Annotated in this window: 21 protein-coding genes and 1 pseudogene; 12 read left to right on the forward strand and 10 right to left on the reverse strand. The window is 45.5% G+C overall.

Features of this window, described 5'->3' with window-relative positions; genetic code table 11:
* Positions 1–286: 286 nt before the first annotated feature.
* The 3 genes from ACTJKG_RS27100 to ACTJKG_RS27110 all read right to left on the reverse strand — a co-directional run bounded on the left by ACTJKG_RS27100 (position 287) and on the right by ACTJKG_RS27110 (position 3,733).
* On the reverse strand, positions 287–2,416 hold the full coding sequence (locus ACTJKG_RS27100; RefSeq protein WP_440740970.1) for a DUF5916 domain-containing protein: 2,130 nt from the start codon (positions 2,414–2,416) through the stop codon (positions 287–289).
* Between the two features lie 262 nt (positions 2,417–2,678).
* Positions 2,679–3,125 carry a hypothetical protein gene (locus ACTJKG_RS27105; RefSeq protein WP_440740971.1) on the reverse strand — a complete coding sequence of 149 codons (447 nt, stop codon included), beginning with the start codon at positions 3,123–3,125 and terminating at the stop codon, positions 2,679–2,681.
* A 2-nt stretch (positions 3,126–3,127) separates the two neighbouring features.
* Complete coding sequence (locus ACTJKG_RS27110; RefSeq protein WP_440740972.1) at positions 3,128–3,733, reverse strand: DUF1684 domain-containing protein; 606 nt, start codon at positions 3,731–3,733, stop codon at positions 3,128–3,130.
* A 338-nt stretch (positions 3,734–4,071) separates the two neighbouring features.
* Here ACTJKG_RS27110 and ACTJKG_RS27115 point away from each other — a divergent pair, with 338 nt between their 5' ends.
* The gene (locus ACTJKG_RS27115; RefSeq protein WP_440740973.1) at positions 4,072–5,787 is read left to right on the forward strand and encodes an IlvD/Edd family dehydratase; all 1,716 of its coding nucleotides are present in this window, start codon (positions 4,072–4,074) and stop codon (positions 5,785–5,787) included.
* A 165-nt stretch (positions 5,788–5,952) separates the two neighbouring features.
* Positions 5,953–6,720, forward strand: coding sequence for an SDR family NAD(P)-dependent oxidoreductase (locus ACTJKG_RS27120; protein WP_440740974.1), 768 nt, complete (start codon positions 5,953–5,955; stop codon positions 6,718–6,720).
* A gap of 149 nt (positions 6,721–6,869) precedes the next feature.
* On the opposite strand, the gene ACTJKG_RS27125 is transcribed toward ACTJKG_RS27120, so the two are convergent.
* Positions 6,870–7,160 (reverse strand): GNAT family N-acetyltransferase, encoded by a 291-nt coding sequence (locus tag ACTJKG_RS27125; RefSeq protein ID WP_440740975.1) that lies wholly within the window; start codon positions 7,158–7,160, stop codon positions 6,870–6,872.
* A 292-nt stretch (positions 7,161–7,452) separates the two neighbouring features.
* Here ACTJKG_RS27125 and ACTJKG_RS27130 point away from each other — a divergent pair, with 292 nt between their 5' ends.
* The gene (locus ACTJKG_RS27130; protein ID WP_440740976.1) at positions 7,453–8,142 is read left to right on the forward strand and encodes a hypothetical protein; all 690 of its coding nucleotides are present in this window, start codon (positions 7,453–7,455) and stop codon (positions 8,140–8,142) included.
* A 279-nt stretch (positions 8,143–8,421) separates the two neighbouring features.
* Here ACTJKG_RS27130 and ACTJKG_RS27135 read toward each other — a convergent pair whose 3' ends face one another.
* Positions 8,422–8,649: a hypothetical protein gene (locus tag ACTJKG_RS27135; RefSeq protein WP_440740977.1), complete on the reverse strand. Its 228-nt coding sequence runs from the start codon at positions 8,647–8,649 to the stop codon at positions 8,422–8,424.
* Positions 8,650–9,018: 369 nt separating this feature from the next.
* On the opposite strand from ACTJKG_RS27135, the gene ACTJKG_RS27140 reads away from it, so the two are divergent.
* From ACTJKG_RS27140 to ACTJKG_RS27150, 3 genes are all read left to right on the forward strand, one after another.
* On the forward strand, positions 9,019–10,914 hold the full coding sequence (locus ACTJKG_RS27140; protein ID WP_172338394.1) for a DNA topoisomerase IV subunit B: 1,896 nt from the start codon (positions 9,019–9,021) through the stop codon (positions 10,912–10,914).
* A gap of 869 nt (positions 10,915–11,783) precedes the next feature.
* The gene (locus ACTJKG_RS27145; RefSeq protein WP_172338395.1) at positions 11,784–12,278 is read left to right on the forward strand and encodes a cytidine deaminase; all 495 of its coding nucleotides are present in this window, start codon (positions 11,784–11,786) and stop codon (positions 12,276–12,278) included.
* Positions 12,279–12,344: 66 nt separating this feature from the next.
* Complete coding sequence (locus ACTJKG_RS27150; RefSeq protein WP_172338396.1) at positions 12,345–13,007, forward strand: GDSL-type esterase/lipase family protein; 663 nt, start codon at positions 12,345–12,347, stop codon at positions 13,005–13,007.
* A 54-nt stretch (positions 13,008–13,061) separates the two neighbouring features.
* Here ACTJKG_RS27150 and ACTJKG_RS27155 read toward each other — a convergent pair whose 3' ends face one another.
* Complete coding sequence (locus ACTJKG_RS27155; protein WP_440740978.1) at positions 13,062–13,490, reverse strand: nuclear transport factor 2 family protein; 429 nt, start codon at positions 13,488–13,490, stop codon at positions 13,062–13,064.
* A gap of 145 nt (positions 13,491–13,635) precedes the next feature.
* Positions 13,636–14,064, reverse strand: a complete 429-nt coding sequence (locus ACTJKG_RS27160) for a nuclear transport factor 2 family protein (protein WP_172338398.1) — start codon at positions 14,062–14,064, stop codon at positions 13,636–13,638.
* A gap of 149 nt (positions 14,065–14,213) precedes the next feature.
* Between ACTJKG_RS27160 and ACTJKG_RS27165 the strand changes: the two genes are divergently transcribed.
* Entirely contained in the window at positions 14,214–14,747 is a 534-nt protein-coding gene (locus ACTJKG_RS27165; protein WP_440740979.1) for a YdeI/OmpD-associated family protein, read from the forward strand.
* Between the two features lie 19 nt (positions 14,748–14,766).
* On the opposite strand, the gene ACTJKG_RS27170 is transcribed toward ACTJKG_RS27165, so the two are convergent.
* Positions 14,767–15,528 carry a hypothetical protein gene (locus tag ACTJKG_RS27170; RefSeq protein ID WP_172338400.1) on the reverse strand — a complete coding sequence of 254 codons (762 nt, stop codon included), beginning with the start codon at positions 15,526–15,528 and terminating at the stop codon, positions 14,767–14,769.
* A gap of 70 nt (positions 15,529–15,598) precedes the next feature.
* A complete protein-coding gene (locus tag ACTJKG_RS27175) occupies positions 15,599–17,470 on the reverse strand; it encodes a patatin-like phospholipase family protein (protein WP_172338401.1) in 1,872 nt (623 codons plus the stop codon).
* A 333-nt stretch (positions 17,471–17,803) separates the two neighbouring features.
* On the opposite strand from ACTJKG_RS27175, the gene ACTJKG_RS27180 reads away from it, so the two are divergent.
* The 5 genes from ACTJKG_RS27180 to ftcD all read left to right on the forward strand — a co-directional run bounded on the left by ACTJKG_RS27180 (position 17,804) and on the right by ftcD (position 24,830).
* Positions 17,804–18,313, forward strand: coding sequence for a MarR family winged helix-turn-helix transcriptional regulator (locus ACTJKG_RS27180; RefSeq protein ID WP_172338402.1), 510 nt, complete (start codon positions 17,804–17,806; stop codon positions 18,311–18,313).
* Positions 18,306–19,865: a histidine ammonia-lyase gene (gene hutH / locus ACTJKG_RS27185; RefSeq protein ID WP_172338403.1), complete on the forward strand. Its 1,560-nt coding sequence runs from the start codon at positions 18,306–18,308 to the stop codon at positions 19,863–19,865. Before ACTJKG_RS27180 ends, hutH begins: the two co-directional genes overlap by 8 nt.
* The gene (gene hutU, locus ACTJKG_RS27190) at positions 19,843–21,516 is read left to right on the forward strand and encodes a urocanate hydratase (protein ID WP_172338404.1); all 1,674 of its coding nucleotides are present in this window, start codon (positions 19,843–19,845) and stop codon (positions 21,514–21,516) included. The genes hutH and hutU overlap by 23 nt, the downstream gene beginning before the upstream one ends.
* Before the next feature lie 265 nt (positions 21,517–21,781).
* Positions 21,782–23,002 (forward strand): imidazolonepropionase, encoded by a 1,221-nt coding sequence (gene hutI, locus ACTJKG_RS27195; protein WP_440740980.1) that lies wholly within the window; start codon positions 21,782–21,784, stop codon positions 23,000–23,002.
* Positions 23,003–23,171: 169 nt separating this feature from the next.
* Entirely contained in the window at positions 23,172–24,830 is a 1,659-nt protein-coding gene (ftcD, locus tag ACTJKG_RS27200; protein ID WP_440740981.1) for a glutamate formimidoyltransferase, read from the forward strand.
* A 310-nt stretch (positions 24,831–25,140) separates the two neighbouring features.
* Here the strand turns inward: ftcD and ACTJKG_RS27205 are convergent.
* Positions 25,141–25,674 (reverse strand): annotated as a pseudogene (locus tag ACTJKG_RS27205) (glucosamine-6-phosphate deaminase); the annotation flags it as partial.

The following is a 25,674-nucleotide window of genomic DNA, read 5'->3' on the forward strand; positions in this document are numbered from 1 at the left end:
ATCGATCAAGCTCCCCTCTTGAGAGGGGGTGTGTAGACTTGTGCAGTGGCAGGGGTGTGTTCATGAAGCGGAAGGACACACCCCTCCACCCCTCTCAAGAGGGGAATCGCACTGTCTTCCACTCTTTTTCCGTCTTCCCAACACCTGTGGGCTCCTGCCGAGTGGTCATCATTACCCGGCCTCCGGCCGCTGCGAAAACAAGGCTATATTTAAATCGCAGGCCAGAGGCCTGAAAATAATCGTCACTCGGCTGGAGCCGAGCGACTGCGAGAGGTGATTATCCTCCCTACAAATTACACCAATACGTCCATTTCACCACCAACTGCCGGTTCTTGACCATAAAAGGTGATGGTGTATTGTTATCGCCGTAAACAATAAAAAAGTCGGATGCTGGTTTGTAGCGCCATTGCATACGGATATTGGTATTGATATTACGGATCTGCCCGTTGTATTGTATGTACGTGGTAAAGTAAAGCTTGTTGCTCACCGTAATATCGGTACGCGGACCGATGAGCCAGAAGCTGGTATTGCCATAAGGTTCGGGCATCCGCAGATCGTTAAAAGAACTGTTGACCGCAATGTTGACATAAGGCTGAAAGCGGTAACCCACCTGCATGGTAACGGTAGTTTTATGACCGTTTTGATAATAGCCCCCGTAAGCGGTTTCGGCGAGGTAGGTGAACAAGGCCTGTGGCTTGGATACAAACTGCGCGTCGATGGTGTTCCAATGATTTTCGGTACCGATGGGTAACTGTGGTTTGCCGGTGTTGGTAGGATCAAAGGGTACCAGCAGCTTAATATAATCATTAATAGCCGATAACGTAAACGTACTGCGGTTACGCAGCGTGATGAGGTAGGAGAGCGTACTCTCATTATCGGTACGCTTAAAGCTTTCGTCAAAATAATAGTTGGATACCAGTTGTACGCCATGACTCAATATCCCGCCAGATTTTGGAAAGAAATTACGCAGCAACAGCGGACTGATCTTGTTATAGCCCGTCCGCGGTACATAGCCTACCCCGGCGGTGTAGTTTTTGCCCACGAATTCATCTTGTAAATAGGCTGTCCAGTATTTGCTAAGATATTGGAGGTGACCGGCAAGCACCAGGTCATGCCCTTTCAATCCCGGTGTAAATGATTTGATGCCGAGTAGTTTACCCGTGAGCAAGTTATTCGACGATGCCAGGTTAAACTCCATCCCCACGTTACGGTTGTACTGCGTGCCTGGCGTAGCCGTGCCCGTAGCATCTTTATTGATAAACATAAAGCCGATGTTGGAGCGGGCAAACACACGCCGTTGCAGGGTAAGTACACCATAATTTTGGGCGGGCATGGCTGCCGCGTCTGCCTCGCCGGTTTGTATATCCATGAGGCCTACGCGCCAGTCCTTATCCAGTTTACCTGTAAGCCGGGTGCCAAAGCGGATAGGGGCATTCAACCCGATACGGCGCGAAAAAAATGGCCGGATATCAGAGTAGCCAAAGTTGGCAAACAGGTCGCCGTTCTCCAGAAAAAACTGGCGCTTTTCGGGGAAAAACAGTTCGTACCGGTTCAGGTTAACCACCTGCTGGTCCACGTCTACCTGCGAAAAATCGGGGTTTACGGTAAGGTCGAGATTGAGGGACGAGGTCAGACCGATCTTGGCATCGCCTCCTACCTCTTTTTTCCAGGCGGTACCCGTTTTGGCCTGGTAATCTTTAGATACACCACTCAGCAAATAAGGGATGAGGGAAATATTGGTACCAGCCTCGGGTGGCGGTTCGTCCCAGACCAGTGACCCGGTATAGGCCAGTGAAGCTGTCGGGAACTGCCGAGGTACAGGTGCCCAGGCTGATTTTTCGGTAGTTATAAGATCGTTACGACTAAAATTAATACCCCATACATCCGTGCCTTTTTTATACCGGATGCTTTTAAAGGGGATGGCCGCTTCAAACACCCAGCGATCAGGATAATTTTTTACTACCGATACCCATTTGTTGTCCCAGCTCAAATCCACCTTGCCGCCTTCGTACATGGTACCGTCCCATTGGCCCCCGGCGGCATTGGCGCCAAAGCTAAAGCCATCGGTACGGGCATCAAAAGGGTCAAGGAAGAATATAAAATTGTCGTTTTTCAGAAAGGCGAAATCCCGCTTCATGGATTCCACCATGTATTGCCCGGGACCGCTGGTATAGCAGGTAGCGATAATGTAGATGTTGTTATTATCATAGGTCATCCGCACCTGGGTTTGCAGGGTGGCCTTGCTGGTATCCATGGGCAGCACCATAAAAAAACGACTGGTGGAGTCGGTTTTATACCAGGCATCATCCATCATACCGTCAATAACAATAGGGCCGGTAGCTCTGCGGATATGGTACTGATAAGCGGCATTCTTTTTTTGTGCCGATGCCGTAAAAGCAAAGAGACACAATGCCATCAGCATGAACAATTTCCCTGGTAATAAAGTATGGATGGTATTCAAAATGATTGCCTTTAATAGGTTAATTAATCGATTTAGTGATGCAGATATCAAACACAGGCAACATTTTAATCATATTGGATTTCGGTAAACAGGTTTATTATTAGTGTAAGAGTAACACTTGTTTTGAAAGCGTGAATATAAGTAAATTTTTTATTTAGAGAAGGGCTTTCATACGGATTATTAATCCTGATATGTTGAATTTAGAAACGTTGATTAATTATTTTCCGGAATAAGCCGGTTCGATGTTTAGAACTATTTTTACAATAAACCGGTATTTATTATTTCCCAGATCGCCAATGCCATGTTCAATACCCCATTGATCATCTTCAAATACACCAATGGCATCTATAATTAAATCTCTCTTTCGTTTTTGTGTTGGCGTCTTTTTAAAATACCTGGAGTATTTGGGGTCAAGAAAAACGTTGGGGGGTAAATACAGATTAGCGATTATATTTTTACATGTCTTTTCTTCCGGCTGCATATCTCCTCTGCTGGTGTAAACAAACCGGGTATATACCAACTCATTTTTATTATCAGGAAGCTCACATGCCGGGGTAAACGGGAATTCAATAACCGGAGGTGGAAAACGGACGTGTTGCTTTTTTTGCCCAAAAGCCAGTTGGCTTATAACCAAACAAAAGATAAGGCTTAATGATCGTATCATACTCAATGCTTCACCTCTTTACCAAACAATTTTTCCCCGGCTTCCACAGTAAGAGCCAGGCGGTTGCCATCAGGTGGTTTGGGGCAGGAATAGCCGGAGCTAAAGGCACAGTAGGGGTTATAAGCCTTGTTGAAATCGATCACTACGCTGCCATCTTTAAAATCACCTGTACGCAGGTCGATGTAACGCCCGCCGCCGTAGGTGGTTGTGCCATTGGTATCGTCAATAAAAGGCAGGAAAAGGTAATCGGTGTATCCCGGAATTTTGGATAATCTTGTGCTCTTGAACACCGTTAGTTCCAGGGGCTTGCCCTTGAGGGTGAATTTTAACACGGCATAAGGTACATATTCGCTACCGGTGCCGCTGAATACCGGCATGATAAAAGCCTGCGCGTTGACCAGCACCGAGGCTTGGGCGGTAACGTGGTAAGTACTATCGGCATCATAAAAACGTAGAAACTGTAGATCATCTTTTTTCAGGGGCGAGCGCGGGTCTTTCAGGAAATCATCCATATAGCCTTTGCGGTAATCGGCTATCTGTGTTTTAAAATCTTGTCCAAAAGCGTTAATGCCGCTTATCATCAGCAGGATGAAGAAGTGCTTTTTCATAAGGGGTAAAGTTTGAGCCAATATAGGTAAAAAAGCAAAGCAAGAGTATCGACTTACCCCGACATCGCTGCGCTTGTCACCCCTCTCTCCGCTTCGCGCATAGAGGGGGCTTTTATTTTCTGTCATCCTGAGGAACGAAGGATCTATTGTACAAGCGAAAAGTTCAATAACAGATGCTTCACTTTCGTTCAGCATGACAAAATAGTTTTTTTACCCCCTCTCCTTTGGGGAGGGCTGGGGTGAGGCTCCCCCCCTCAAAATAATTTTATTTCCCCTCTGCCTAAAACGATTTACAGAAATTTATATTTGCTTTATTGAATCTTCAACCAATTATACTTATGGATAGTAAACCGCTAAGAAGCAGGGGCTGGTTTGGCAAAACAGGCAAGGATGGTTTTATTTACCGGGCCTGGATGAAAAACCAGGGCATCCCGGCGCATCAGTTGCAGGGTAAACCGGTTATAGGCATTTGCAATACCTGGTCGGAGCTTACACCCTGCAATGCCCATTTTCGTGAACTGGCTGAATCTGTAAAAAATGGTATTTATGAAGCCGGTGGTTACCCGGTGGAGTTCCCGGTGATGTCACTTGGCGAAACACTTATCAAACCTACAGCCATGCTGTACCGCAATCTGGTAAGCATGGATGTGGAAGAATCCATCCGCGCCAATCCGCTTGATGGCGTGGTGTTGCTTTGCGGTTGCGATAAAACCACGCCCGCGCTTGTCATGGGCGCCTGTAGTGTAGATATCCCCACCATCGTCGTATCGGGCGGAGCTATGCTTACGGGTAAATATCGCGGGCATGACATCGGCACGTCCGACATCTGGCGTTTTTCTGAAGATCATCGTGCCGGTCATATGAGTGATGAAGAGCTGTACACTGCCGAGGCCTGTATGGCCCGCAGCCGGGGGCATTGCGCGGTAATGGGTACGGCATCAACTATGGCTTGTATGGTGGAGTCGCTGGGGCTATCATTGGCCGAAAACGCTGCGATACCAGCGGCTGATTCCCGTCGTAAAGTGCTGGCCCATTTGTCGGGCAACCGCATTGTGGAAATGGTTCGGGAAGATCTGAAATTATCAGATGTACTTACCCGCAAGGCCTTTGAAAATGCCATCAGCGTAAACGCGGCCATCGGTGGTTCCACCAATTTTATTATCCATCTGCTCGCCATCGCCGCTCGCATCGGGGTTGATCTGAGCATGGACGATTTTAATACTACAGCCAAACGTATTCCGCTGTTGGCCAACCTGCAGCCGTCTGGCAAATATTTTATGGAGGATTTTTATTATGCCGGCGGCCTGCCCGCCCTCATGAAAGAGCTGCATGAGGTTTTACATGGCGATACCATAACCGTTACCGGTAAACCCATCAAAGAAAACTACGAGCATGCCGAGTGTTTTAACCGCGAAATGATTGCCAGCTGGAAAAAACCATTTAACGACGTAGCGGGTATCGTGGTGCTGAAAGGCAATTTATGCGAGAACGGGGCAGTCATGAAGCCATCGGCAGCCAGTACCGAGCTCATGATTCATACCGGCAGGGCCATTGTGTTTGAGGATATCGAGGACTATAAAAATAAGATCAACGACCCCAACCTGGAGGTGGACGAAACCAATGTGCTGGTGCTCAAAAATGTTGGTCCCAAAGGTTACCCCGGTATGCCCGAGGTAGGCAATATGGCCATCCCCAAAAAGCTATTGGATAAAGGCGTGCGCGATATGGTGCGCATATCTGATGGCCGCATGAGCGGTACAGGTTTTGGTACGGTAGTACTGCATGTATCGCCCGAAGCCGCAGTAGGTGGCACGCTGGCTATTGTACAGGACGGCGACATCATCAGCCTGGATGTGTATGCCGGTACCTTACACCTGGATGTGAGCGACCAGGAAATAGCCGCCCGTAAAGAGCGGCTGGTGCTGCACACCAACATAGCCAAAAGGGGTTATGTTCACCTCTACCAAACCCATGTGGAGCAAGCCCACCTTGGTGCCGATTTCGACTTTTTAAAAGGCGGCTCGGGCAGCGAGGTAGTGCGGGACTCACATTAATTAATTATTGAATTATTGAATTATTGATTTAGTGAATTAGTGATTGAGGAAGGGAAATAAATATAAACGAAAAAGAAAATCCCCTCTTTCCGCCGCAGGCGAAGAGAGGGTCGTCGAACGAAGTGATGACCGGGTGGGTCGGCTCATCACCATACAATCAAAAATATGACAGCAAATAATTTTACCGGGCAGGTAGCCATTGTAACGGGAGCAGGGCAGGGTATAGGCTTTGAAATTGCCAAACAAATATCCCTCCAAGGCGCGGCGGTATTGATCAATGACGTGGATCCTCAGTTGGCAGCCAACGCGGCAGAGACCATCAACAGGCTTGGCGGTAACTGTATCGACCTGGCCGGTGATGCTGCCGATATTGATTTTATACAGCAAATGGTTGATACCGCGGTACAGCAGTTTGGCAAACTTACCATAGCCATAGCCAACGCGGGCATTACCCTGTTTGGCAGTTTTCTGGATTATCCGGAACCGTCGTTGCAAAGTGTCATGAACCTGAATTTGCAGGGCAGTTTTTTTCTGGCGCAACGTACGGCCCGGCAAATCATCAAACAAAAAAGCGGTGGAAGCATCCTGTTCATGTCATCAGTAACGGGGCATCAGGCGCATCAGGATCTGGCCGCATACGGCATGACCAAAGCCGGGCTCGAAATGCTGGCCAAAAGTCTGGTGGTGGAGCTTTCGCCCTATCATATCACCGTAAATACCGTGGCCCCGGGCGCCACCTTAACCGAGCGCACCATGGAAGATACCGGTTACCAGGATACCTGGTCGCGCATTACGCCCATGGGCAGGCCAGGTACCGTGCAGGATGTGGCCAATGCCGTACTGTTCCTGGTATCGCCGCAGGCCACACAAATCACCGGGCAAAATATTATAGTAGATGGCGGCTGGTCGGCCGTGAGCACGTCACCCTATTAATTAGTGAATTATTGATTTAGTGAATTAGTGAGGGATTAATTTTTGAATGCTTGAATTATTAATTCTTATTTTTTAAATGAGGTGCCAATTTTTTAATTCAATAATTCGCTCACTGGTACAATTCACTAAATCAATAATTCACTAATTAATTAAAATACTGCTCTTAGTTTGGTCCATTCGGGATGGCGTTTCAGGTAGGCTTGTATATAGGCGCACAAGGGCACCATCTTCAGGTTATGCTGCTCCATGTACACAAATGCTTTTTCCACCAGCGCCGCGGCAATGCCCTGGCCTTCCATTTCTTCGGGTACTTCAGTGTGGATCAGGTATATTACGTCTTTTATTTGCTTGTAATCAATATAGGATTTGGTACCATCAACAGTGAGTTCAAAGTGATGAATAGCTTCGTTATTGATCAATGGAATATCTTCGTACTTCATGTTTGTTGAGTATTATTTAAATATGTCGTATTGTTTGGTAACATAAACACCCTTGTTTCATCTAAGGTAATGTTTGTGAACAAAGGTTAATGATGTAATAATAAACAACTTTACTGGATAATATTTCATGCGTTATTCAATAAAAAAGTCAAAAAAACGTTTGCTACGTTAGGTCTGAGCAAAAACTAAAAGGCTTTAGCAAGTTGTTCATTTCTTTAAATTTTTAATTAGTTTTGATTTGTATTTCTATATTTATAACAATACCTTAAAGCAATTCGGACCTTCCCAGAAAATGAAAGCTATTGTAAGACAAAATAAGCACATATTATTGCAGCTTGCACTTTTGTTTTTTGTGGCAAACGGCTGGGCACAAACTGTTCATCCGCGTACTAAAACCAATATTAAAAAGAAGCCGGTACCTGCACTGGCTAAGCCAGCGGTACAGGGAAGCCAACAATTAAAAGAGTTTTTACAGCTTTTGGCACAGGCCAATGCTACGTTCACTTTCCCCAAAGGCTTTAAAGAAATACCAGCCACCAACAATGAAGATTTTTCTTTTGATTATGCTATGGAAATGCCGGGGAAAGGGTTTGAAGTTTGGTTCCAGGTAAAATCACAAAAAGAAAACTGGGTGAGCTATGAACGGTCGCAAAATGATAAGCGTGGCCCTTTGGCCAATCCGGATTCTTTATATGTAGATATGGGTAAGGCACATGCTATAGCCTTTACTGGCGATAATAACTATTTTATACGCTACATGCCGCAAAATGTGCTCGATCGTTACAATGCCGATGCCGGCAAATCATACCTGCTTAACCTGCTCGATCTGCCCGCCACCAAGCATTATAAATATGCCTTAATGATCACGCTGCTGCGCAGCCACACCGGTATTATTTTAATGGTATGCTTCGCTAACGAAAAAGACCCCGAGTTTTTTAAAAATATCGATAAGGCCAGCAACAGCCTCAAGTTTAAAATGTAAAGGTGAAGTTTAATTTCCAACACTCCAGAATCGACTTTGACATAAGAATGGTCAACAAAAATTAATATCATTTTGTCATCCTGAGGAACGAAGGATCTTCTTCACTATGCTTGTTGTATACCAGATGCTTCAATACGTTCAGCATGACAAATCCTTCTACTTGTGCATATGATAAACGAGTGCAAGTAGAAGGACAAATAACCAATATCAAAAAATATCGATCAAATAATTAGTCACACTAAACCCAGAAACGGAAAAGGTTTGATGTTTTGAAACTTACTAAACGTCGATAGTAGCGCAGTAGCTGGTACTCTGCCCCGGGCAATAGTGTGCGGTTAACTGATCAATCTGAGCCTCTGATAACCCTGGTTTTGGCGAAAATCCACCACCACTTAAACATGAACAGGCAAGTTGTGCTAATATCCCTCCTTTCATATCCCTCATGTGTTCTCTGGTTAGTACTTTGCTAATACCCAACTCCGGCAGTTTTTCTTTAAGATGTTTCATTTTTTGTTTTTTTAGATTAGATGATTGTGAAAACGTTTTTTAACAGGAAGGCGAATGTTTGGAGCATTACAACTTATACAAAAGCAAACCTGATAGCCTAATATAAGGATTTGCAGAGCTGCTGCCAAGGTTCATCTTGACCATTTAGCATGGGCTGGCAATGGTAAATGTTAATATCATTTTGTCATGCTGAGGAACGAAGCATCTGCTTCTGCATGCTTGTTGTATAACGGATGCTTCATTATGTTCGGCATGATGGCCATAAATGTTGATAAGTTGACAGTTTTGAGTGATAAGTTCGGCGCTTAAACTATATTTTTGCAAATGGGTGCATTTTCTGCACCGGGATTTAAAAAAGATACTTTATAAATGGCAGACGCAGTTAATTATAGTGAAGATAGTATCCGCTCGCTGGATTGGAAAGAACACATCCGTTTACGCCCCGGTATGTATATTGGTAAACTGGGTGATGGCTCGGCTTATGACGATGGTGTATACGTATTGCTTAAGGAGATCATCGACAACTCGATAGATGAGTTTGTGATGGGATCGGGCAAAACCATTGAGGTAAACATGAGCGATCATAAAGTATCTGTACGTGATTATGGCCGCGGTATACCTTTAGGAAAAGTGATCGATTGCGTATCCAAGATCAATACCGGTGGTAAGTATGACAGCAAGGCCTTCCAGAAATCGGTAGGTTTAAATGGTGTGGGTACCAAGGCGGTTAACGCCCTGTCCAACGTATTCATTGTACAATCGTACCGTGATAACCGCACCAAACTGGCCGAATTTGCCAAAGGCGAACTGGTACGTGACGAGGCCGAAAAGGAAACCACGCAACGCAACGGTACCGCCATTAATTTTACACCCGATGATAGCATTTTCCGTCACTACCGCTTTATACCGGAGTTTGTGGAAAGTATGATCTGGAACTACGTGTTCCTCAACTCGGGCTTAACCATCAATTTTAACGGACAAAAATATTTTTCGGAGCGCGGACTGTATGACCTGCTTACCCGCAATACCGATGTGGAAACGCTTCGCTATCCCATCATTCATCTCAAAGGCGAAGACATTGAGATAGCCATGACCCACGGTCAGGCTTATGGCGAGGAATATTACTCCTTTGTGAACGGACAGAATACCACCCAGGGAGGCACGCACCAGGCAGCCTTTCGCGAGGCGGTGGTGAAAACCGTGCGCGAGTACTATAAAAAAGAATATGACGCGGCAGATATCCGCGCCTCTATTGTTGCGGCTATCGCCATTAAGGTACAGGAGCCTGTATTTGAGTCGCAAACCAAAACCAAGCTGGGCTCGCAAAATATTGGTCCGGATGGGCCATCGGTGCGCGGATTTATCAATGACTTTGTAAAAAAGGAGCTCGATAATTACCTGCATAAAAACCCTGCGGCTGCCGATGGATTGCTGAAACGCATCCTCCAATCGGAACGCGAACGTAAGGATATTGCCGGCATCAAAAAACTGGCCAACGAGCGCGCCAAAAAAGCATCCTTACATAACCGTAAACTGCGCGATTGTAAACTGCACTTTGAAGATACGCATGAACGCCGCCAGGATACCACACTATTCATCACCGAAGGCGACTCGGCCAGCGGATCCATCACCAAATCGCGCGATGTGCAAACCCAGGCCGTATTCAGCCTAAAAGGTAAACCGCTCAACTGCTACGGGCTCACCAAAAAGGTGGTTTACGAAAACGAAGAGTTTAACCTGCTGCAACACGCCCTGAATATTGAGGACGGTATTGACGGCCTGCGTTATAACAATATTGTGATTGCTACCGATGCCGATGTGGATGGTATGCACATCCGCCTGCTGCTGATGACCTTTTTTTTGCAATTTTTCCCCGACCTGGTAAAAGCTGGTCACGTATCCATATTGCAAACCCCGCTGTTTAGGGTACGTAATAAAAAAGAAACCATTTACTGCTACAGCGACGAGGAACGCCGCAATGCCATTGCCAAACTGGGCAATAAACCCGAGATAACTCGCTTTAAAGGTTTGGGTGAGATATCGCCCGAGGAATTTGGCCTGTTTATCGGCAAGGATATCCGTCTTGATCCCGTGATCCTGAAAGATGCCAACATCAAGGGCTTGCTGGAATATTTTATGGGTAAAAATACCCCAACCCGCCAAATGCACATCGTAAACAACCTGCGCGTTGAAAAAGACGATGAAAGCATCAACCCGCTGATAGCCGAAGAAGCTGAAACCCTGGCCCTGCCCGTAGCGGTATGACACGATTAAACGAATTTATCTGATTACAGGATTTTATGTAGAGACGCATCACATGCGTCTCTTTTTTTATGCACTTCACACAAAAGAGGGCTGTCATCCTGAGCTCCGTCGAAGGGTAGAGCGCAGAGGCCTGCCCACCATGCTTCGACGGAACTCAGCATGACACCCTGCTTAAAAGCCCAAGCCTCGTGCGATTCCTTCCCTCGGGAAGGGGAGGAGGGGGTTATGCAGCACGTAAACTTGCATCGCGCAGAAACCCCTCCCTGCCATCGCGCGCATACCAACAACACCCCTCCCGAGGGAGGGAACTGGAAATAGCGAAGATTAAAAGTAGAGGCCCGTGTGATTCCTTCCCTCGGGAAGGGGAGGAAGGGGTTTATAGAAGGACGCAAGCTGACTGATAGGTCATCCTGAACTTGTTTCAGGATCCCTCGGGACAGGTTAATCATCAGTCTTGCTTGTGGCATGACCTTGCATATTGCTTTAAAACTTCGTATATTTATACAAACAACAGCCCGGCTTTCTCTTTTTGAGGAAGCCGGGCTGTTTAGTTAAGGCCAAAACAGGGCAAAAAAACAACTGTTTATTGTGTAGTTATTTGATAGTCAATAAATTAATACTTTTTAAAGTTTAAAAAACGGCTCAAAACGGTGTCAGAATTTGTTAAAAAATGTTAAAATGAGGTTTTTTAATAAATTTTGAGGCCATTTTACCCCGTTTTTGAGCAAAAATTTGTTAAAATCTAAGGTTTAAAAAGTTTTTGGAAGAATAGACCAGGTAAATGAAATCTAATAAATCCTATTAAATCTTTTAATCCTGTCAAAAAATCCTTATCTTGTTTCCCCCGCTTTTTTTCGGGACTAATATTTATGACCAATCATGAAATAAAAATAGCTTTTGATGAGTATGATTCATTGAAAGAACTGCCCATCGCCGACTACGAGTTGTGCCTGGAGGCAACCGAAGCATTAAAGAACTCACATTCACCATATTCAAAGTTCCGGGTAGGGGCAGCCCTGCGTTTACAAAGCGGTAAGATCATCTATGGCAGCAACCAGGAAAACGTGGCATACCCGTCGGGCCTTTGTGCCGAGCGTGTGGCCCTGTTTTATTGGGGTGCCAATCATCCCGACGATCCGGTTGTAGCTATGGCGGTTACTGCTCAAACAGATGAATTTATGCTCACCAAACCGGTAACATCCTGTGGCTCATGCCTGCAGGTACTGGCCGAAGTGGAAAAAAAGCAAAACAAAGCCATTAAAATTTTATTATTTGTGGAGGGCGGCCCGGTATGGATAATTAAAGGCATTGAGAACCAATTACCATTTTTGTTTTTTGAGGAACGATTGATATCAAGCCAATAGTCAAAAGTTTTAAGTCTAAAAATCTGACCGTAGACTTTGGACTCAGGACTTTAGACTTATCTTAGCATGATGAAACTGAAATTATTTTTGTTTTTAATTGGCTGTGCTTTCATTACTAAAGTATCCGCACAGCAGGGTTTTCCGTTTGATAATGAGATCCGGGCATTTAAGCACCAGGATAGTTTGAGCTTCCCTAAGCCGGGTGGCCTACTGTTTATTGGCAGTTCATCCATCCGTTTATGGAGCGATCTGGAGCAGCGTTTTGCCGGTAAGCCTATTATTAAACGGGGCGTAGGTGGCTCAACCCTGGAGCAATTGGTTGATTATTATACTCCGTATATTCTGTTCCCCTATGAGCCACGCAAAATATTTATTTATGCTGGAGAAAATGATATTGCCGCTGGTAAATCCGCCCCGTTTGTGGCCCAGGAGTTTGCTAAGCTATGGCCCCTGCTGCACCAAAAATTACCTAAAACGGAGATCTATTATCTGTCGATAAAGCCAAGTCCGGTGCGGGCCAAATATTATGCAACCGTGGCAGATGCTAATGAACTGATAAAAACGTATCTGAAAAATAAACCCAACAGCCACTTTGTTGATCTGGTTACGGTAATTTATAAGCCGGGTACTACAGCGCCCGATTCCAGCTTGTTCAAGGGAGATTATCTGCACCTGAATGCAAAGGGGTATGATAAGTGGCAATCGGTTTTGCAGCCTATGGTAAAATAAAAAGGCCCCGACGGGCGGGGCTCTTTTCTACTTGAACTATTACACTAAACCAAGCTATTTAAAAACGCTGTATACGTTGGTGATCTTCCATCCCTTGCCGGTATTAGCAATGGTTACATAATTGCTTCGTACAAATCTTTCGTACTGCATATCAACTTTTACTACGGTGATATCGGAGTTGCTTTGAATAATGGTGGTACTGGTGGTACAATCCTGTTCTACATTCTTATTGAGTTTTAAGGATTGAAATATTTCATCGCGGGTAAAGGTGATGATCTTTTTACCGCTCAACAGGCTGAACTTGGCATTTTGGTCAACCACATCGTTTAGTCCCTGTAGTTTACCGCGGGTCATGGCATCAACATAAGTGTTTATAGCAAAGGTTTTGGTTAAATTATCGCCGTCACTATAGGGGATAGCTTTCGCGGCGCTGCCTACTACCAGTAGTGTAAGCCCCAATAGTATTGATTTTAAGGTTTTCATATTGTGTTGGTGTTGGTTATATTTAAATTATATCTATAAGACAACATTAATTTTCAATACGTTACAATAAAAATCAACAAAAATAAAAAGCCCCGCTGGGCGGGGCTCTCTACTTACATATTAACACTAAACTAAAACTAAACTCTTATTTAAAAACGCTGTATACGTTAGTGATTTTCCAGCCTTTGCCGGTGTTTGATACAGTTACAAAGTTGCTGCGGGTAAAGCCTTCATATTGCATATCAACTTTGATAACTGCAATAGCTTCGTTGCTTTCAACTACCGATGTAGTAGTGGTGCAGGTTTGCTCGGTACCTTTAGATGCGTTTAATGATTGAATCATCTCGTCTTTGCTAAAGTTCAAAACGGTTTTACCGCGTAACATGCTGAATTTAGCATCCTGGTCGATCACTTCACTCAGGCCTTTTAACTTACCATGGGTCATGGCGTCGATATAGGTGCTGATGGCATAATTTTTTGTTAAATTTTCGCCTTCAGTATAGGTGTTTGCTTTGGCAACGGTGGCTACTACTAATAAAGTTAAGCCTAATAATATTGATTTTAAAGTTTTCATTGTATTGCTGTTAAGGTTGTTTTTATTGTTATTAATTGTTTTTATATCCATAAGACATCGGTACTATGCCTTACGTTACAGAATATGTAAAAATTTTTGTGGATTTAACATAAATTTAATATTTTACTGGTTTTTTTAGATTCCTGTTAATGGAAACTCCCTTAAACCCTGCTATGATTGATTTTACTACCATTATTTTGCAATTTGCAGAACAGGGCGAAAAAACCGGCTGGACCTATATTGAAATTCCGGCTGATCTGGCCCAGCAGATGAAGCCGGGTAATAAAAAATCATTCAGGGTAAAAGGTAAATTAGACGAGATGCCCATTGCCGGCATGGCCCTGATGCCCATGGGCGATGGTAATTTTATTATGGCCCTGAAAAGGGAAATATGTAAAGGTTTGCGTAAACACCGGGGCGCTATGTTACGGGTACAGCTTGAGCCAGATCTTGATTATAAAGTGGAAGTTCCGGCTGATTTGCAGGAGTGTTTTGATTTTGAACCCGAAGCCGCGGAATTCTTTTTTACCCTTGCGCAAGGCCATCGCGACTATTTTATTAAATGGATCAACGGCGCCAAAACCGAAAATACGCGTGCCAACCGCATAGCCAATACCATAGAAGCCTTGCTGCGCCACCATGGCTATCCAGAAATGTTAAGGGCCTTGAAAAAGGCAAGGTAATAATTCAATCAGAAACCTCTTATTGCCCTGTTGCAGCAAGCGCTAAGAATGCCTTGAAATTAGCCAGCTCTTTATTGGTGTTTTTGCCAGGGTTTAAGGCTGCTATTCTAACAGCAGCGTCCTGCCCTTGTTTAATTTGCTGCTTATTCCAAACTTTTATATTGGTACGGTTTAAATAATATAGCCCGTTAATAATACCATCCGGCGAAAGCGTTGTTATATTATCCGGGTTGTACAGGTTTAATACCATGGTGATGGCAGGCGGGGATGAGGCATACTTATTTTCGAGCTCGCCCACGGCTTTTATCCTGTCGGGGGAGCTTGAAGTGTCGATCTTGGATATCAGGGCGGCTATATCTTCATTACCTATTGCCTTTAAAGCTTTTAATCCGCTTTGGCCCACGCTCTGTAATACAGTATCGCCTGAGGTTTGGAGGGCCGAAAAAAGCTTTTTTGATTCCACATCAGTTAACGCGAGTGTGATTAACCCAACAGTAAAGTTCTTTTTTCGCTTATCAACATCATTCAAATCGTTATAAAGACTATAAACCCATTTGTAGCGCTCAACCCGTTCCTTTGATTCTTCAACCTTTGTAGATCGGTCCTTAAAATCTGTTTCGAGCTGGTCCAGACGAACTTTGTTCGATGTGGTATAAATGGTAAGTACAATAGTAATTACCGAAGTAACAATCCCTATCCAGGCGCTTACCGTGTTGGAAATAAGTGGTTTGCTGGTTTTGTCGGTAGCGTTATCCACTTCTTTTGGTTCATCTTTTGGCATAAGGTCAGGCTTTAATAACAATGGTGATGTATACTTATCTTCAACTTACAACTCCTGTTTTGATCAATCTTTATTGATCCTGTTTTTTCTCCTTCCAGTTTTTCGGAAACGGGATGTCCATCATTTTGATAGGTTTAAAGTTGGGCATCTGATAATCGGTTCCTGAAGTATTGTACAGAAAAAACGGGTCAGTTTTAAAGTGCTCGTAATCCGCGGTCATCTGGGCTTTGAGTTTGAGCAGGCGGTTTTCGTATTTATCGTCATAGGGAGTACCGGTATTTTTATCCAGCAGCCGGTCGATATATTCCAACAGGTTATAACAGGTGGTAAATTGACCGCAAGCTATCAGGGAGGCCTCTGTATACTGCTGCTCGGTCGATTTTTTATCGAACCATAGGGTGGTGCCCATATTATAAGCCGTTTGCGACACCACCTGCATATCGGTACTGGGGTTAAGGTATGATGGCGTGGTCATATACTGGCTGTTGCCTTGGCCTCGGTTTATATCGTTTGAGAATGACAAGTCATAAACGTGGTTGCCTTTACCGCGGTTGTTCCATTGGGTGCTACCATAAAATTTATCATAAAGTAACTGCCTGATGCGCTTTAAAAATATGCTAGTATTGAGCATCAGTACAGATTGTGCACGTGTGTTGAGCATATGTACAAGGAGACTGATGGATGTTTTGGAAAAAAAACTCACCAATATATGGATGATCTGTTCGGTAAAATTGCGCTTTAAATTCATCCCTGCTGAAGCCTTTGATACGCTGAATAACTGGTGCCTTACATATAATACACCAGATACCCATATAAAAGGGATAGGTATAAATAAGGCGCCGGCAATTATCCACGGAGTGCTATGATGACTTATCCCATACCAAACCCCTGTTAAAGCGGCGAGTAAAATACCGAGTGTGATATAAAAAACGCCCCAAAGGTTTAATTCATAACCTTTTGATATTTTGGGTAATACATAGGGGTGTATATAATGGCTGCCCACATCGTTCACGAGCATCAGGTCAAAGTGCGGGAAACTGGTTTTTTTGTCGAGCCTGCGGCCGTCGGCCTCCATCATGCTTTGCAGGCCCTGGTTATCGGTAATGCCACCATCCATCAAGCCAAATTGTTTGTGGTTTATAAACTCGGTTTCCTCCTTGTCGCCGGTTTGTGGTACCAGCGACAGGGCGTTTTTCAGGTCGTGGATATTTAATTGCTGATGTGTAAAATCATTTGGGTAAATAATAGGCTCAAATCCAGCCGGAAAACAGGATGACGCGGCCAGCACATCGCCCAGTTTTATTTTACCTGCAACCGTGTTGTCTACATAAATCACCTCGTTACCATATTTAAACTTTTCATCGGCTCCCTGGTCCGGCACCAGTTTGATATTCTGCCGAAAAGATTGCCCGGTATAAAATTCGGTGGCGTTGAAGCAAACCTCCTGCAGGTGGGCCGTTGGCGATGTACCATGATAGAGTGATTCCAGCGTTAAGCCGTCAAACAGATATTGGTCATAGGCAAGCGCGAAAGAATTGATGATGTTACGGGTTTTTTGAGGCCGGTTTTTCCACTGTTTTTTATCGGCCAGTATCTCTAATGATTGCCGCAACAAATTGTCGCCGTTAAGACCGGTAAATAGTTTGGTGTAAAATTGTCCGAAATTTTTACCCTGTGCATTGTATAATGCGTACAGCGTAGTAGTAATTGTTCCACCCGATGCTGATGACAGGTAACGCACCTGCTGCAAAAGTGTTTGGCCATGAAGACCGGCGGTATCATCGTCAAAAGTCACCTTATTCAGATATGACAGTACACCCAATGCAAATGAAGCTGCTCTGAAGCCACCACCCGAAAATGCCAATGCTATGTTTTCAAAAGGCTTGATGCAATCAACCTCGAGCTTGTTCTCGGCTAATTGAACGGGAGGGGCATTTGTCATGGAATAAAGGGTTTGGTTGAGGTAAAATTAGGCAATAAAAGAGATTTCAGCATACGTAAAAATACCTTATTTGAAGGGGAATATCACGTATTCGCCTCACCCAAACCCTCTCCAAAGGGTAATGGCCTATGATTGGCATAATACATCAATAATATCACAAAAAGAGGGGCTGTCACCCTGAGCTCCGTCGAAGGGTCGAACGCAGAGGCCTGCCCACTATGCTTCGACGGGCTTAGCATGACACCCTTTTAGGAAATGTCAATCATTTACTCTCCAAAAGGGGCCCATGAAAATAAAATTTGCAATTATATAAGTACTTATATAAATTGCACTATGAATTTATATCAAAGCCTGGGTTACCTGGCCCTGGGCAGTCGCTTACGCAGGTTGAGTGAGGCATTTCTGGCCGAAATTAATCGCGCTTACCAAAATGAGGGGATTGATTTTGATGCCAGTTGGTTCCCTGTTTTTTATCTGTTATCTAAAAATGAAGCCCTGTCAATCAAAGAATTGAGCGAGCAGATCGAGGTTTCGCACCCGGCCGCCAGTCAGCTCATTACCAATTTAAAGAGTCGTAAACTGGTTACTTCGGCTACCTGTGCCGATGATGGTCGCCGTCAATTGGTAACCTTGACTGATAGCGGGCGCGAGCTGTTAGCGCAGATATTACCCATGTGGGATGCCATCAGTGCCGCTATGACCGAACTGGTGGAAAGCGATGAACAGGCCAAACAATTACTCCCGGCCATAACCGGACTGGAAACGGCTTTTCGCCAGGCTAACCTGGCCGAAGTGATCAGTCAGAAATTAATTACCGATCTAAAAACAACCCACCATGAATAGCATATTTAATTATGGTACCGATCATTTAACTATAGGTATTTGCCTGGATATAGCCGCTGGCAAAACCAAAGGCATTATTAATGCTGATGCCGATAAAGCCATCCGTGCTTCCTGGCGCGAGGTTGAAAAAATTGTGCATGCCCAGCACCCGGTTTATGGTATCAACACCGGCTTTGGTCCGCTGTGCGATACCCGCATATCCGAAGCTGATACCAGTTTGCTGCAAAGTAATATCCTCAAGAGCCATAGCGTAGGCGTAGGTAAGCCCATCCCGCAGGAGATAGCCAAACTCATGCTGATCACCAAGGTGCAGGCATTGGCGCAGGGCTATTCCGGTGTGGCTCCCGAAACATTACAGCGCATCATCTGGCATATCGACCATGATATCATTCCTGTAGTTCCCGAAAAAGGATCGGTAGGGGCATCCGGCGATCTGGCCCCGCTGTCGCACCTATTTTTACCCCTGATTGGTTTAGGTGAGGTGTACGAGAACGACCAGCGCGCGCCTGCCGGAGATTTATTAAAAAAACACAATCTGCTGCCCTTGGTGTTAGGTCCTAAAGAAGGTCTCGCACTCATTAACGGTACCCAATTTATACTGGCCTTTGCGGTAAAAGCCGTGCAGCGCCTGGATGATGCCCTGAACCGTGCTGATCTGATCGGTGCTTTATCATTAGAAGGCCTAATGGGTTCGGCAAGACCCTTTGACGCACGATTACATGCTATCCGTCCCTTTAAAGGTACAAAAGTAGTAGCCGACAGATTGTTTACTTTACTCACAGGATCAGAGATCAACTCCTCGCATGTAAATTGCGATAGGGTGCAGGATCCATACTCCTTAAGATGTATGCCGCAGGTGCATGGCGCATCACGCAATGCCTGGCTGCATCTGAAAGAACTCACGGAGATCGAACTCAATTCGGTAACAGATAACCCGGTAATTTTTAATGCCGATGACACTATCAGTGGTGGTAATTTCCACGGACAACCATTGGCTTTGCCGCTGGATTATGCCACCGTTGCCGCTGCCGAGTTGGGCAATATTGCTGATCGCCGCTGTTATTTGATGAGCGAGGGCCGTTACGGTCTGCCTAAATTGCTTACGCAGGATGCCGGTTTAAATTCAGGTTTAATGATACCCCAATATACCACTGCGGCGCTGGTCACCGAAAATAAAACCCTGTGTTTTCCGGCCAGTGCCGATAGTGTGCCTACTTCCCTGGGCCAGGAGGATCACGTTTCCATGGGCTCTATCAGCGGGCGCAAATTGCACCAGGTAATTGATAACCTGGAATATATACAGGCCATTGAACTGCTGTATGCTGCGCAGGCCGTTGATTTCCGTCGCCCATTAAAATCAACGCCGGTTATCGAGGCGATTCATAACCTGGTAAGGCAGCATGTGCTCCATATACAGGATGATCGTGTTTTTGCTACAGATATCCATAATTTACATCAACTGATCACTAACGGCTCTTTGCTGGCAATTGCTAACGAAACAGCTATTCATCACCATATCAATCTCAGCCATGACGAGTTCGGAATTTATTAAAACTTATGCCAACCACCCGGTGTACAAGGCGCCGCGTGGTATGCAGCTGCACGCCAAAAGCTGGCAAACAGAAGCGCCATTACGTATGCTGCTTAATAATTTAGATGGTCAGGTAGCCGAAAATCCAGATGAATTGGTAGTATATGGCGGCATCGGTCAGGCGGCCCGTAACCCGGAATCGCTCCGGAAAATAATTGAATTGCTTTTGGAACTGGATGAGCATCATTCCCTGCTGATCCAATCGGGCAAGCCGGTAGGGATTATCCGTAGTCACCCCGAAGCGCCCCGCGTACTGATAGCCAACAGCAATCTGGTACCTGCCTGGGCCAACTGGGAGCATTTTAATGAACTACGGGCCAAAGGCCTCATGATGTACGGCCAGATGACGGCCGGTAGCTGGATCTACATAGGTACACAGGGTATTTTACAGGGCACTTATGAAACTTTTGTAGAGTGCGGTAATCAGCATTTTAACGGCGACCTCACCGGCAAACTCATCGTAAGTGCAGGTTTAGGTGGCATGGGTGGCGCTCAGCCATTGGCCGCTACTATGGCGGGTGGTGTTTTTTTAGGTGCTGATGTAGACGCGTCGCGTATTCAAAAACGGGTAGATACGCAATATATCTACAGGATTACCCATTCCTACGATGAGGCCATTGCCTGGGTAAAGGAAGCGATCGCTAAAAAAGAAACACTTTCCGTTGGGCTGGTGAGTGATGCAGGCGATCTGTTGGAGCGTTTGTTAAAAGATAATATTATTCCCGATGTCTTGACTGACCAGACATCGGCGCATGACCCTTTGAACGGATATATTCCCAATGGATTATCGTTAACAGAGGCTGCTGCTTTACGTAAAAGTGATGAAGCCGGGTACAAGCGTTTATCACTAAAAAGCATGGCGCGCCATGTGAGCCTGATGTTACAATTGCAAAGTAAAGGTGCGGTTACTTTTGATTATGGCAACAACCTGCGCGAGTTTGCCAAACAGGGTGGCGAACCCAACGCGTTTAACTTCCCGGGATTTACCCCCGCCTATATCCGTCCGCTGTTTTGCGAAGGTAAAGGACCCTTTAGGTGGGTAGCCTTATCTGGTGATCCGGAAGATATTTATACAACCGACAGGGCTTTGATGGAACTATTCCCCGAAGATAAACCACTCATTAAATGGCTTAAAAACGCGCAGGAAAAGATCTCGTTCCAGGGTTTGCCGGCACGTATTTGCTGGCTGGGTCTTGGCGACAGGGAAAAAGCGGGATTGCTGTTTAACGAACTGGTGAAAACGGGCAAAGTAAAAGGCCCTATTGTGATTGGTCGCGACCATCTGGATTGCGGTTCGGTAGCATCGCCCAACCGGGAAACCGAGGCCATGAAAGATGGATCGGACGCTGTATCCGACTGGCCATTGCTCAACCTGATGGCCAACGCGGCAGGGGGAGCCACCTGGATATCATTCCATCATGGTGGCGGCGTAGGTATGGGTTATTCGCAGCATGCAGGCATGGTTGTTTTGGCCGATGGTACCGAACGCGCGGCCACCTGCCTGAAACGTGTATTGCATAACGACCCTGCGATGGGCATCTTCCGACATGCCGATGCCGGCTATGATAAAGCGCAGGAATGGGCAGATAAATTTGGATTGAAGGTGTGGTAAGGGTGGTCATTAGGTCATTGGGAAAAAGACTTACGAAGTTTAATTCAGTGTAATTTGTTTTCCAATGGATTCATTGAAGGTTTCACCGTTTTAAAACTTCGTAAGTCTGATAAAACCATGAAGAATAAAAAGCGTCATTGTGAGGTACGAAACAGTCTCTATGCTATACAGAGTGAATAGAACGGTTTAGAGTTTGCAGGATCGGCCTGCTTAAGTAGGGATTGCTTCGTGCCTCGCAATGACGAGGTGGTAAAAAGATAACAACATGAAAAAACTAATAGGTCCGTTCACACAAATATTACCATTAACAGGACGCCCGTTAAAAGGTGCTCTGAAGGATGAACACCTGCAAATCATTCCAAATGGAGGCGTGCTGGTTGATGATGGATTGATTGTGGCTGTTGATGACTTTGAAAAACTAAGATCGGTTAATCCATCGGTACCAACTGAAGAAATTACCGGCGGGCATGTATTGTTACCTGGCTTTGTGGATTGCCATACGCACATCTGTTTCGCGGGTAGCCGGGCAAAGGATTACGCCTTGCGCACCGCGGGTAAAACCTACCTGGAAATAGCCAAAGCAGGTGGCGGTATCTGGGATTCGGTTACACAAACCCGGGTTGCTGATGAGGCTACATTAACTAGCTTACTGCTAAGTCGGGTACAACGCCATTTGGCCGAAGGGGTTACCACCATCGAAGTAAAAAGTGGCTACGGTTTAAGTATTGATGGCGAGCTAAAACAGTTAAGGGCGATCAAAGCCGCTGCGGATAAAACGCGTGCCAGCCTGGTATCCGCCTGCCTTGCTGCACACATGCTGCCTAAAGATTTTGATGGCACGCACCAGGAATACCTGAACCATATTTTACAGAATCTGCTACCCGTTATTAAGCAGCAACGTTTAACAAACCGTGTGGATATATTTATTGAGGAAAGCGCTTTTAACGCAAGCGATGCCCTGAATTACCTCGCCAAAGCCAAACAATTGGGTTTTGAAATAACCGTGCATGCTGATCAATTTACTACAGGCGGCAGTGAAGTAGCTATTCAGGCAAGAGCAGCCTCGGCCGATCACCTGGAGGCCAGTACAGACCGGGAGATCAATATGCTGGCTAAATCTGATACCGTAGCGGTAATTTTACCTGGTGCCTCTTTAGGATTGGGGATGGCTTATGCGCCCGCTCGCAAGTTGCTGGATGCCGGAGCCTGTTTGGCCATTGCCAGCGACTGGAACCCAGGCTCGGCCCCCATGGGCGATCTGCTGATGCAGGCAGCAGTAATGGGTGCTGCCGAAAAGCTATGTGCTGCCGAAGTATTTGCAGGTTTAACTTTCAGAGCGGCATCGGCGCTAAAATTAAATGATCGTGGTATTTTAGCCCCCAATAAACTGGCCGATATGCAGGCTTATCCATGTAATGATTACCGGGAGATACTATATCACCAGGGTAAACTGAAGCCGGGTAAGGTATGGGTATCAGGTATATAAAAGATAAAAAGTAGGGGATTGTGCGATTCCCCTCTTGAGAGGGGTGGAGGGGTGTGTTTCTGTACGTCAGACGAAGAACACACCCCGCCATTTCACTCTCCTTCGCACCCCCTCTCAAGAGGGGAACTAAAAAATATATCAACCAATGAACAAATAAACTAATAAATCAATGAGCCAGAAATTAATAGAATGCGTTCCGAATTTTAGCGAGGGTGTAAATCTTGATATTATAAAACAGATCACCAATGAGGTAGAGTCTGTTGAAGGCGTACGCCTGTTGAATGTCGATCCCGGCAAGGCCACTAACCGAACCGTGGTAACCTTTGTAGGCGAACCGGAGAAAGTGATACAGGCTGCCTTTCTCGCCATAAAAAAAGCAGGAGAGCTGATAGATATGAGCAAACAAAAAGGCGAGCATCCCAGGATGGGTGCTACGGATGTTTGTCCGTTGATACCCATCAGTAATATTAGCATGGAAGAAACGGCAGAATATGCACGCCAGCTGGCTAAACGGGTTGGTGAAGAGTTGCAGATTCCGGTTTATTTGTATGAGCAGGCACAGCCCAATAAAAGTCGCAGCAATTTGTCGGTGATAAGGGCGGGTGAATATGAAGGCTTTTTTAAGAAAATCAAACTGCCGGAATGGGCCCCGGATTTTGGTCCGGCGGAGAACGACGTAAAACGCGGTGCTACCGTAATTGGCGCGCGTGATTTCCTGGTAGCTTATAATGTAAACCTGAATACCACCTCAACCCGCAGAGCCAATGCCATTGCTTTTGATGTACGCGAGGCTGGCCGTACGGTAAATGACGAGCATGGAAAGCCTAAAAATGTCCCTGGTACATTAAAATCGGTAAAAGCTATTGGTTGGTACATTGAGGAGTACGGCATTGCGCAGATCTCCATGAACTTGACCAATATCGAGGTAACTCCGGTACATAAAGCCTTTGATGAAGTTTGTGATAAAGCCCACGCACGAGGCATCCGGGTTACAGGCAGCGAATTGGTGGGACTGATTCCTTTAAAAGCTATGCTGGATGCAGGCAAATATTTTCTGCGGAAGCAAAAGCGCTCGGTAGGGGTAAGCGAAAAGGAATTGATCCGGATCGCGATCAAATCAATGGGATTGGATGAACTTGGGCCTTTTATCCCCGAAGAACGTATTATTGAATACCTGTTGAAAGATAAGACCGCCAGCAAGCTGGTGAGCATGAGCCTGGCAGAGTTTGCTGATGAAACAGCCAGTGAAAGCCCGGCCCCGGGTGGAGGCTCTATTTCGGCCTACGTGGGGTCTTTAGGCGCTTCGCTGGCGGGAATGGTGGCTAACCTGAGCTCGCACAAAAAAGGCTGGGATGATCGTTGGGAAGAATTCAGTAACTGGGCCGAAAAAGCGCAGGTTTATAAAGACGAACTGATCCGCCTGGTTGACTTGGATACTACCGCGTTTAATCGCATTATGGAATCTTTCGGCTTACCCAAATCAACTCCTGAAGAAAAAACAGCCAGGGATAAAGCGATACAGGATGCAACGAGATACGCTATTGAGGTTCCGTTTAAAGTAATGCAAGTTGCTCTGAACAGCATGGAAGTGATCAAGGCGATGGTGGAGATGGGTAACCCTAACTCGGTAACCGATGCCGGTGTGGCTGCCCTTTGCGCCCGTACCGCTGTTTTAGGCGCTTTTATGAATGTAAAGATCAATGCCTCGAGCTATAAGGATAAGGATTTTGTGACTGATATAATTGCAAAAGGTAATGCTATTGAACAAAAGGCAATTGCCCTCGAAGCTGAGGTTATTGAGTTGGTGAATGGGAAGATGGGGTTGTAGAGGGAAGGTAGAAGTTCATAGTCGATGGTCGATAGATCATAAAACTAACTAAAAAAGACGTCATTGCGAGCGCAGCGTGGCCAACCGACCAGAGGGAGCTCATTAATTCCTTTAAAAGACAATTAACAATATTAATAATCCCCGATTTGTAGAGCCGCTCTGTAAGTAGGGGATTGCCACGTCGTTCCTCCTCGCAATCACGCGTGTTTTTCATATTTAGTAAGAAGCAAAAACGGCGATAAGTGTTAACCTATCGCCGTTTTATTATTATAAAAATCCATTGACCATCGTCTATAGACTATCGACCACTCTAAAAGCGGTATCTCACAAACGCCTCCATCGCCTCATATTCAGCCAATCCGAGGCGATCATAACGTTGAGCGGTGTCACGGGTGCGATCCTCGGCCCTTACCCAGAATTCGCGGGCATCATCACCCGGGAAAACGGGACGATCTTTTTGTGATTGATGTTTAAATATGGCGTTACGCTTACGGATCACCTCCTGAGGTGAAAGAGGCACAGCCATTTCAATTTCGTAGGTTTCAAACTCGTGCCATGCACCGCGGTACATCCACAACCAGCAATCATCCACCCAGGCCTCTTTACCTTTTAACCTCGCCAAAGCAGCCAGGATAATGTTGAAACATACGAGGTGTGTACCATTCGGATCAGCAAAATCACCGGCAGCAAAGATCTGCTGCGGCTTTACTTTTTGTAAAAGTTCGATGGTTAAAAGAATGTCTTCCTCGCCCACCGCGTTTTTCTTGGTCTTGCCGGTTTCATAAAAAGGCAAAGCCATAAAATGGATATGATCATCGGGCAAACCCGCGTAACGGGCACCCGA

It is taken from the genome of Mucilaginibacter sp. 22184, assembly GCF_052045695.1.
In the GTDB taxonomy this organism is placed as follows: domain Bacteria; phylum Bacteroidota; class Bacteroidia; order Sphingobacteriales; family Sphingobacteriaceae; genus Mucilaginibacter.